This window comes from Aquimarina agarilytica ZC1, from assembly GCF_000255455.1.
Classification (GTDB): Bacteria; Bacteroidota; Bacteroidia; order Flavobacteriales; family Flavobacteriaceae; genus Aquimarina; species Aquimarina agarilytica.
Window position 1 is genome coordinate 219,750 of sequence record NZ_JH621247.1, and the last position, 9,366, is coordinate 229,115.

Genomic DNA, 9,366 nt, shown 5'->3' on the forward strand with positions numbered 1-9,366 from the left:
TATCCAATTAATGGAAGAAACAAAAATACTTATAGATTCTCAACCAAAATATAGTGTGCAAGCCGAATTCAATAGGGCGCAAGCAGTAATAATGCATGAACCCTCTAGTGAATTATATTATGGTGTATTGCATCCACATGCGGCTCTTTTTGATTCTTATTTTAATGCAGCCAAAGCGGCTAAAGAACACAAGCAATTTCAGCAATTACTAAAAAACAGAGGTATTGAAGTTTTTACTGTTAAAGAAGCTTTATTGAAAAATGTAGTAGATGAGTTAGGTGAACCTATTGAAGGTAAAGAGTTGGAGGAATTTAGAGATTTTGCCCGTTCATGCGTGCGTTTAAACACACCAAGTTTAACAGGTTTAAGTTATGATGAAATTGTAGAACAACATATTTATTTAGACAAGGTGTTTAAAAAAATGCATCCTGTTGACTTAGTGCGTACTATTTTGTTACAACCTAATTTAATTTTAAAAAGAACACTTACAAATACATTTGTTACAGCGGATTATAATGCAAATCCAGTAATGAACTTATATTTTTCCCGAGATCAAATTATTACTACAGGTAAAGGAGTTGTATTGACCAATTTGAATTCGCCTCAGCGAGAAATAGAAACACGTATTTTATGTATGTGTTTAAAAAAAATAGGAATTAAACCGCTATTAGACCTTTCTAAAGTAAATAAAAGTGCTCATATCGAAGGGGGAGATTTTTTTATGTTAAATAACATAGCCTTAATAGGTGAAGGGATGAGAAGTAATCGATTGGCTATTGAAATTTTAATGAAAGCCGATGTGATTGGGACAGAGCAAGTAGCTCTGATAAAGGATAACTATCACTATCAACCTCAAATGCATTTGGATACTTATTTTAATATTATTGATAAGGATTTGGTAGCTATTTCGCATAATCGTTATAACGCTGGACCAGGTACTAAACAAGAGTTATTAGTTGATATTTATGTAAAAGGTGCAGCTTCATATCAATTGACGGAAGTATCCATTCCTTTTAAAAAGTATTTAGAAGATTATTTAAAAGTAGAGGTGATTGTAATTTCTGACGAAGATCAAAAAAATTATGGCTTAAATTTTTTATGTATTAGTCCAAGGAATATTATAGCTGTAAAAGGGCAGTCTGAAGATTATAAAAATAAAATGGCACTTCATAATGTAGCTGTCGAGTGGGTCGATTTTGAAAATTTAAAACAAGGTTGGGGTGCGGCACATTGTACCACCCAAGTTATTAATCGTAAAATATGATGTATGAGTAATGCTTTTTATACCATTCCAGAACCAAGTAATGAATTAGTAAAATCATATGCTAAAGGATCATTAGAGCGAAAATTATTATTTGAGGCTTACGATGAAATGTATAAAAGGCGAATTGTGGTTCCTCTGTACATTAATGGGGAAGCAATTTTTACTGAAAATAAAGAGGCAATTAGGCCGCCACACGATTTTAATCATGTGGTAGGAGATTATGTTAAAGCTAGTCCTAGTCATGTTAAAAGTGCCATTGATTCATGTTTAAAAGCAAAGGCGGATTGGGAGCAAATGCCTTGGCAGGATAGAGCGGCAATTTTTTTAAAAGCTGCAGCTTTAATTTCGGGACCCTATCGGTATAAAATAAATGCCGCTACCATGATTGGTCAGTCTAAAAATGTATATCAAGCAGAAATTGATAGCGCTTGTGAATTAATCGATTTCTTTAATTTTAATGCTAAGTTTTTAGAAGAAATATATAGTTCGCAACCCATTTCTTCTGTTGGAATATGGAATAGAACCGAATACCGCCCTTTGGAAGGTTTTGTATATGCCATTACCCCATTTAATTTTACCGCAATTGCGGGAAATTTGCCAGCGGCACCCGTTTTAATGGGAAATGTTTGTGTTTGGAAGCCTTCGGAAAGCCAAATGTATTCGGCTAACATTATTATGGAAGTTTTAATAGAAGCTGGTTTACCAAAAGGAGTAATTAATATGGTATCTGGTGACCCGGTTATGATATCAGACAGTGTACTTAATCATAAAGAATTTAGTGGGCTTCATTTTACAGGTTCTACAAAAGTGTTTAAAACCTTATGGAAGCAAATAGCACTTAATTTAGATCATTATAAGACGTATCCAAAAATTGTAGGGGAAACAGGAGGGAAGGATTTTGTCTGGGCGCACCCATCGGCGGATGCAGCTATAGTTGGAACAGCTCTTATCCGAGGCGCATTTGAATATCAAGGGCAAAAATGTTCAGCAGCTTCTAGGGCGTATATTCCAAAGTCAATGTGGGCCGAATTGAAAGTTTTTTTAGAAGCTGAACTTAAAACGATAAGGGTAGGTTCTCCACGTAAGGTTTCAAATTTTATAAATGCAGTAATTCATGAAGCTTCATTTAAAAAATTAGTAGAAATTATTGAATTTGTAAAAGCCTCAAATGATGCATCCATACTTTTTGGAGGGGGCTATGATAATAATATTGGCTACTTTGTTGATCCAACAATTATAGTTGCTAAAAATCCCAATTTTAGAACAATGACGGAAGAGCTATTTGGACCTATTTTAAGTATTTATGTGTATGAAGACACACAATGGGAAAAAGTTTTAAAAACAGTAGATCAAACCTCGGAATATGCATTAACAGGAGCCATTTTTGCCCAAGAGCGTTCTGTGATCACAAAAGCAACAGCTATACTCCGTAATTCGGCAGGTAATTTTTATATTAATGACAAGCCTACTGGAGCTGTAGTGGGGCAACAGCCATTTGGTGGAGCCAGAGGCTCAGGAACTAATGATAAGGCAGGTTCTATTTATAATTTATTACGTTGGGTTTCTCCGCGTACTATAAAAGAAAATTTTGTACCTCCTACAAATTATAGCTATCCATTTTTGGAAGAATAATATTAAGTAAAAGTGTTTTATCATGTTTTAAATTAACTATTATGGTATTTGATATTAAAGAAATTATTACCGCAACCATGATTCTATTTGCGGTTATAGACATTGTAGGTAGCATTCCCATTATTATTGATTTACGTAAAAAAGTAGGGCATATTCAGAGTGGAAAAGCGACTATAGTTTCAGCAATATTAATGGTCACATTTTTATTTGTAGGAAAGCAAATGTTGGAACTTATAGGAATTGATGTAAATTCCTTTGCCGTTGCGGGGTCATTTATTATTTTTTTTATAGCCTTGGAAATGATTTTAGGTGTTCAATTGTACAAAGCCGAAAGTTTACAAACTGCGGCCATAGTCCCTTTGGCTTTTCCTTTAATAGCTGGGGCCGGTACGCTAACATCAATTTTATCACTCCGATCAGAGTACCAACCTGTAAATATTATAATAGCCATATTGATTAACTGTTTGGTGGTTTACATAGTATTAAAATCTTCAGTCAAAATTGAAAAAGTACTTGGAAATCAAGGGATAGATGTAGTAAGGAAAATTTTTGGTGTTATTTTATTGGCTATAGCAGTAAAGTTATTTACAACCAATATTAAAGGTTTGTTAGCCTAAATTATTATTTTATGAAATTAATTTTATTTTGTTATGTGTCAATGTTATTATCATTATCGGCATGTAAAAAAGAAGTGCCACAAATAGCAGAAGCTGATACAGAATTTATTTCCAGATCACACCTTTCAAACGAAGAAGAAATTTCTAAAGTGCCAATACTTAATTTTGGAACATTTCACATGGGCAATACCAATGATGCTCGTAAAACCGAATTTGATGAAAAAAATGAAGAAAATAAAAGAAAAGTTCATAAAATAGCCAACGCACTTGCCAAATTTAAACCAACGGTTATAATAGTAGAGAGATTACCTAAATATGATAAAAAATTGCTTGCTAGCTATAATGAGTACATAAAAAATCCTAAGGAGTCTTTTAAAAATCCTAGCGAAATTGAACTTTTAGCATTCGAAGTTGGGAGACTGAGTAATACAAAAAGAATGTATGGGATTGATCACCATATGGATTATAATTACATGATAGGTGACGAAATTAAGAATCAAATAGATGCTACTATGTATAATCAATTTGACATAAACCCACTACTGTATTACCCCAAAATTAATGTAGATGAGGATAAATTAAGTCTGCTTGATAAATTAAAATTAACGAATCAAGATGATTACTTAGATTTTCTTATTGAAGCAAATGCAGATATACTTACTCATGCTGGGACAGATGCTAATTTTGAAGGAGCAGATGAAGCAGCAAAATATTACAAAAGAAATTTAAGAATGTATTCAAATTTAAATAGAATCAAATTAGAACCTACAGATCGCGTTTTTATGATTATGGGGGCATCTCACACAGCTTTTTTTAGAGATTTTATTAAAAGAAGTCCTAAATATAAAATGGTAGATACATTTGATTATTTAAAATGAATAATTTAGTTATCACTTAAAAACCGCATTAGGAAAAACAACAGGACTCTCAATACCTTCCATACTTACACTAGAAACACCAAAAAAATAATTGTCAATAACAATTCCTTTTAAAGTAAATTGATCAACATTCCCAACATAGCGAGAATAATCCCAAGTTGGGGAAGTAGTGCTACGCCAATAAATTTTATAGCCTTTGATATTGCTATCGCTTATTTTTTTCCATTTCAATTTTACCGAAGATTCTACGATACCACCTATTTTTACTTCGGTAGGTGGGGGAGAAGCCCAAGCTAATTGCGCTAAGTTTATAGCATTAACAGCAGTTAATTTTGCTGCATAACCAAAATTTACATGTTCTACAGTATCTCCATAATCAATACCATTTTCGGTACGAATATCTTGATGTTGTTGGGTGTAATTTTCATGTGCTTCCATAATTCGAATACCTGCATAACCTAAATCATTAAAAGGTTTGTGATGACCACCACGACCAAAACGATCTAAACGATAAATGAGCATTGGATTCATTTCGGGCATATAGGTTTGTACGCTTTTATGTACATAACGTGCTAATTGGCGAGATATCCCATCGACTTCTCCTCCATAATAACGTCTACGCTTTATTTGATCCTCGGTATCAGTAATATTTGTAGGTTCCGAAAAAATTCGAAATGATCTGTTGTCAATAACTCCATCTACTCCTTTTATATTTCCGATCATATCGTTATTGAGTACGCCTATAATGTCCCAAGCTTGTTCTTTGGCATATTTAGCTAAACCTGCTCCTCCAAATAAGCCTTGTTCTTCGCCTGAAAGACCAACATAAATAATGCTATTTTCAAAAGTGTATTTTGATAATACTCTAGCTGCTTCAATAGTACCTGCCATTCCACTAGCATTGTCATTAGCACCAGGAGCATCTGTTGTGAAATCCATAGTGTCGCTTGCGCGAGAATCAATATCACCACTCATTATTACATATCGGTTTGGATATTTTGAACCTTTTTGAATAGCGAGTACATTTACCACCCAAGCATCTTTAGGGACTCTTTTGCTCATACTTTTTGTTACAAAATCTTTTTGATAAGAAACTTCCAAACAATGGTTACAGTTTTTTGAAATTTGTTCAAATTCAGCCTTAATCCAACGCCTAGCCGCTCCAATGCCTCGAGTTTCAGAAAGGGTGTCGCTAAATGTATTTCGAGTACCAAAACCAGCGAGTTTACGAATGTCTTTTTCTATTTGTTTGGCAGAAACATTTTCTATAATATCATAAATTTTGGATTCGATTTGTGCGAATGAAAATTTGATTAAAAATAAAAACGAAACTAAAAGTAGGCCTTTCTTCATAGCAATATTTTTTTCTAAAATAAATAAAAACTAAGGATCTATGAGTAACCTTAACAAAGCGCTAACGAATGTATTTTTTAGATGCTTGTATGTATAAAAAAACACCTCAACAAATTAAATTTGTTGAGGCGTTTTAATAGTAATTTATTCAAAAGAATAAGCCCACTGGTGGGTTAATCTCTTTTTTCACGAGGTTTACGATCACGATTGTCTCTTCCTCTGTTATCTCTGCCTTTTCCTTTATCGTCTCTTGGTGGACGTGCTACATAACCTTCTGGTTTAGGTAGTAACGCCTTTCTTGAAACTTTTTCTTTACGAGTTCTTGAATCTATACCAAAATATTTAACATCAAGCTCATCACCAAGGTTTAATACATCGGTAACGTTTTCAACACGTTCCCATGCAAATTCAGATACGTGCAAAAGAACTTCGTTACCAGGAGCTTCTTTGTATTCAACAACGGCACCAAAATCAAGTATTTTAATTACTTTAACTTCATACACACTACCAACTTGAGGTTTGAATAACATGGCTTCAATTCGTGCTAAAACAGCATCAATACCTTCGGCACCTGTTCCTAAAATTTCAACAATTCCTTCCTCCGTAACAGGGTCTTCGTTAATTACAATAGTGGTATCTGTAGTTTTTTGTAATTCTTGAATGTTTTTACCTCCAGGACCAATTAGAGCTCCAATAAATTCATTAGGAATTACACGTGTAACCATTTTAGGGGCATGATCTTTCACGTCTCCTGCAGGTGTAGCAATGGTATCTGTAAGTTTACTTAAAATATGTAAACGACCATCACGAGCTTGCTTTAATGCATTTACCAAAATTTCATAGCTTAAGCCTTTAACTTTGATATCCATTTGACAAGCGGTAATACCATCTTCTGTACCTGTAACTTTAAAATCCATATCACCTAAATGATCTTCATCTCCTAAAATATCAGATAATACAGCATAGCGATCACCATCAGAAATTAATCCCATTGCAATACCCGATACTGGTTTTTTAATTTGTACACCAGCATCCATTAGTGCCATTGTACCGGCACATACCGTTGCCATAGATGAAGAACCATTTGATTCTAAAATTTCAGAAACTACACGAACAGTGTAAGGACAATCTTCGGGTACCATACCTTTTAATGCACGTTGTGCTAAGTTTCCGTGTCCAACTTCACGACGAGAAGTACCTCTTAACGGTCTTGCTTCTCCAGTAGAGAATGGAGGGAAATTATAATGTAAATAGAAACGTTCTTCTCCTTCATGCGAAGCGTTATCTATAATATTTGCATCACGAGAAGTTCCTAGGGTAACTGTAGCTAATGCTTGAGTTTCTCCACGCGTAAAAATTGCAGAACCATGTGTGGTTGGTAAGTAGTCAACCTCACACCATATTGGTCGTATATCGGTTGTTTTACGTCCATCTAAACGAATTCCTTCTTCTAGCGTAAGATTACGAACGGCCTCTTTTTGTGTTTTATTAAAATATTTAGAAATTAAATCACCTTTTTCAGCTAATTCTTCTTCAGAATATTGCGCTTGTAATTCTTCTTTAATTTCTCCAAAAGCAGCTCCTCTATCATGTTTAGCAGATGCTTGTTTGGCAATCGCATAACATTTATCATAAGCAAAATCATTAACTACTTTTGCTAATTCTTCGTCAGTATCTTCTGGTGTGTATTCACGCGTTTCTTTTTTACCAAAAGCTTCGGCTAAACGTACTTGCGCAGCACATTGTACTTTTATGGCTTCATGAGCTACTTTGATAGCTTCAATCATTTCTTCTTCAGAAATTTCATCCATTTCACCCTCTACCATCATTACAGAATCGGCTGATGCACCAATAACCATATCAATATCAGACTCTGCTAACTGAGCAAAAGTTGGATTTACTATGAATTCGCCATTTATTCTACTTACTCTTACTTCAGATATAGGTGCTTCAAAAGGAATATCCGATAATTGAATGGCAGTTGAAGCAGCAAGACCAGCTAAAGCATCTGGCATTACTTCTGGATCATGAGACATTAATTGTATCATGATTTGAGTTTCTGCATGGTAATCTTTTGGGAAAAGTGGACGTAATACACGGTCAACAATTCTCATTACTAAAATTTCTTCGGTACTAGGACGCGCTTCTCTTTTAAAGAAACCACCTGGATAACGACCTGCGGCAGCGTATTTTTCTCTGTAATCAACAGTTAAAGGTAAAAAGTCTACATCAGATTGCTTGTAGTTTGATACTACTGTACAAAGCAACATTGTTTTACCCATAGTTACAACAACAGACCCGTGGGCTTGCTTTGCTAATTTTCCAGTTTCGATAGTAATTTCTCTACCGTCACCAAGGTCAATGACCTCCTTAAAAACTTGTGGAATCATAATTTTTTTTAATCATTTTAGTTTGTCTCGATTTGTTGGTGGCAAATCATTTGTTGTTGTGTTGCTAGGCTTCGTGAGAAGTTCCTTTTAGCAAGGGAGACAATTTATATAAAGCTTTGTTTTTTAAATTATTAAAAAAGTAAGTTTTGAAAAGGTGTTTTTCAAAAAAAAGCTTAATCTGTAATTTGACGAAAGATACGTTTTTCTTTTCATTTGGTGATAAAAAAAAACGGAGCCATTAGCTCCGTTTTTTTTATATAAATATCGTTGGCTTATTTTCTTAAACCAAGCTCTTTTACAATTGCACGGTATCTTAAGATATCCTTTTTGATTAAGTAGTCTAATAAACTTCTACGCTTACCTACTAATTTTACTAATGAACGCTCAGTATTATAATCTTTACGATTTTGTTTTAAGTGCTCAGTTAAATGTGTAATTCTGTGTGTAAACAAAGCAATTTGTGCTTCTGCAGTTCCACTATCGTTTTTTCCTTTACCGTGTTTAGCAAAGATTTCTTCTTTAACTTCTTTTGTTAAATACATTCCAATATTATTTAAATGATTATTATGCATTTGAAAGATTTTCTTTCAAGGCTGCAAATGTACCATTTTTATTATTATATTTTGCTTAATATGTAAAATATAATGGATGTTTTTTAATACATATTAATTTAGGACATTAGAAAGTACTTTTCTGAGCTTTTTAGGATTTAGTCTGGTGTCAATAATAGTTCCTTTGGTATCTATTAAAAAGTTTTCGGGAATATTTTTAACTCCGTACATATAGCCCACAGGATTTTCCCATCCGTTTAAGTCACTTAATTGTATCCAATCTAATTGATCCTTACGAATGGCATTAAGCCAAGCTTCTTGATTTTGATCTAATGATACGGCTACAATTTCAAAACCTTTAGCGTTGAATTCATGGTAAACTTTTCTTAATTCTGGATTTAATTTTTTACAGGGTAAACACCACGAAGCCCAAAAATCAATTAGTGTATATTTCTTTTTTACATTTGAAAAAGTAATCGATTTTCCATTGGAGTCATTTTGTGTAAAATCAGTGAATTGATCTCCTTTTTTAGGGTTTTTACTTAACTTAATAAATGTGCCTATTATTTTTCCGTATTTTGAATTTTTGGTTAGCTCATTAGCTTTGTTATATGATTTGCTAATAATACGCTTTTAATATAAATATTTCGTATATTTAAGGATGCCAAAATCATCTACTCT

General features: G+C 33.5%; 8 protein-coding genes. 4 read left to right on the top strand and 4 right to left on the bottom strand.

What is annotated here, in order from left to right:
* Positions 1-10 precede the first annotated feature (10 nt).
* The 4 genes from KQA_RS0202000 to KQA_RS0202015 are packed head-to-tail and all read left to right on the top strand — an operon-like array spanning position 11 to position 4,391.
* The gene (locus tag KQA_RS0202000; protein WP_010177543.1) at positions 11-1,264 is read left to right on the top strand and encodes an arginine deiminase family protein; all 1,254 of its coding nucleotides are present in this window, start codon (positions 11-13) and stop codon (positions 1,262-1,264) included.
* Between the two features lie 3 nt (positions 1,265-1,267).
* Complete coding sequence (gene pruA / locus KQA_RS0202005; protein WP_010177545.1) at positions 1,268-2,896, top strand: L-glutamate gamma-semialdehyde dehydrogenase; 1,629 nt, start codon at positions 1,268-1,270, stop codon at positions 2,894-2,896.
* 41 nt (positions 2,897-2,937) lie between these two features.
* Positions 2,938-3,513, top strand: coding sequence for a MarC family protein (locus KQA_RS0202010; RefSeq protein ID WP_010177547.1), 576 nt, complete (start codon positions 2,938-2,940; stop codon positions 3,511-3,513).
* Positions 3,514-3,524: 11 nt separating this feature from the next.
* Complete coding sequence (locus KQA_RS0202015) at positions 3,525-4,391, top strand: DUF5694 domain-containing protein (RefSeq protein WP_232285834.1); 867 nt, start codon at positions 3,525-3,527, stop codon at positions 4,389-4,391.
* A gap of 12 nt (positions 4,392-4,403) precedes the next feature.
* Here the strand turns inward: KQA_RS0202015 and KQA_RS0202020 are convergent, their stop codons facing one another.
* From KQA_RS0202020 to KQA_RS19785, 4 genes are all read right to left on the bottom strand, one after another.
* On the bottom strand, positions 4,404-5,744 hold the full coding sequence (locus KQA_RS0202020) for a M28 family metallopeptidase (RefSeq protein ID WP_010177551.1): 1,341 nt from the start codon (positions 5,742-5,744) through the stop codon (positions 4,404-4,406).
* Between the two features lie 173 nt (positions 5,745-5,917).
* Entirely contained in the window at positions 5,918-8,134 is a 2,217-nt protein-coding gene (locus KQA_RS0202025; protein WP_010177554.1) for a polyribonucleotide nucleotidyltransferase, read from the bottom strand.
* A 272-nt stretch (positions 8,135-8,406) separates the two neighbouring features.
* Positions 8,407-8,676, bottom strand: a complete 270-nt coding sequence (gene rpsO / locus KQA_RS0202030) for a 30S ribosomal protein S15 (protein ID WP_010177556.1) — start codon at positions 8,674-8,676, stop codon at positions 8,407-8,409.
* Between the two features lie 123 nt (positions 8,677-8,799).
* Positions 8,800-9,312: a peroxiredoxin family protein gene (locus KQA_RS19785; RefSeq protein ID WP_081483225.1), complete on the bottom strand. Its 513-nt coding sequence runs from the start codon at positions 9,310-9,312 to the stop codon at positions 8,800-8,802.
* Positions 9,313-9,366 lie beyond the last annotated feature (54 nt).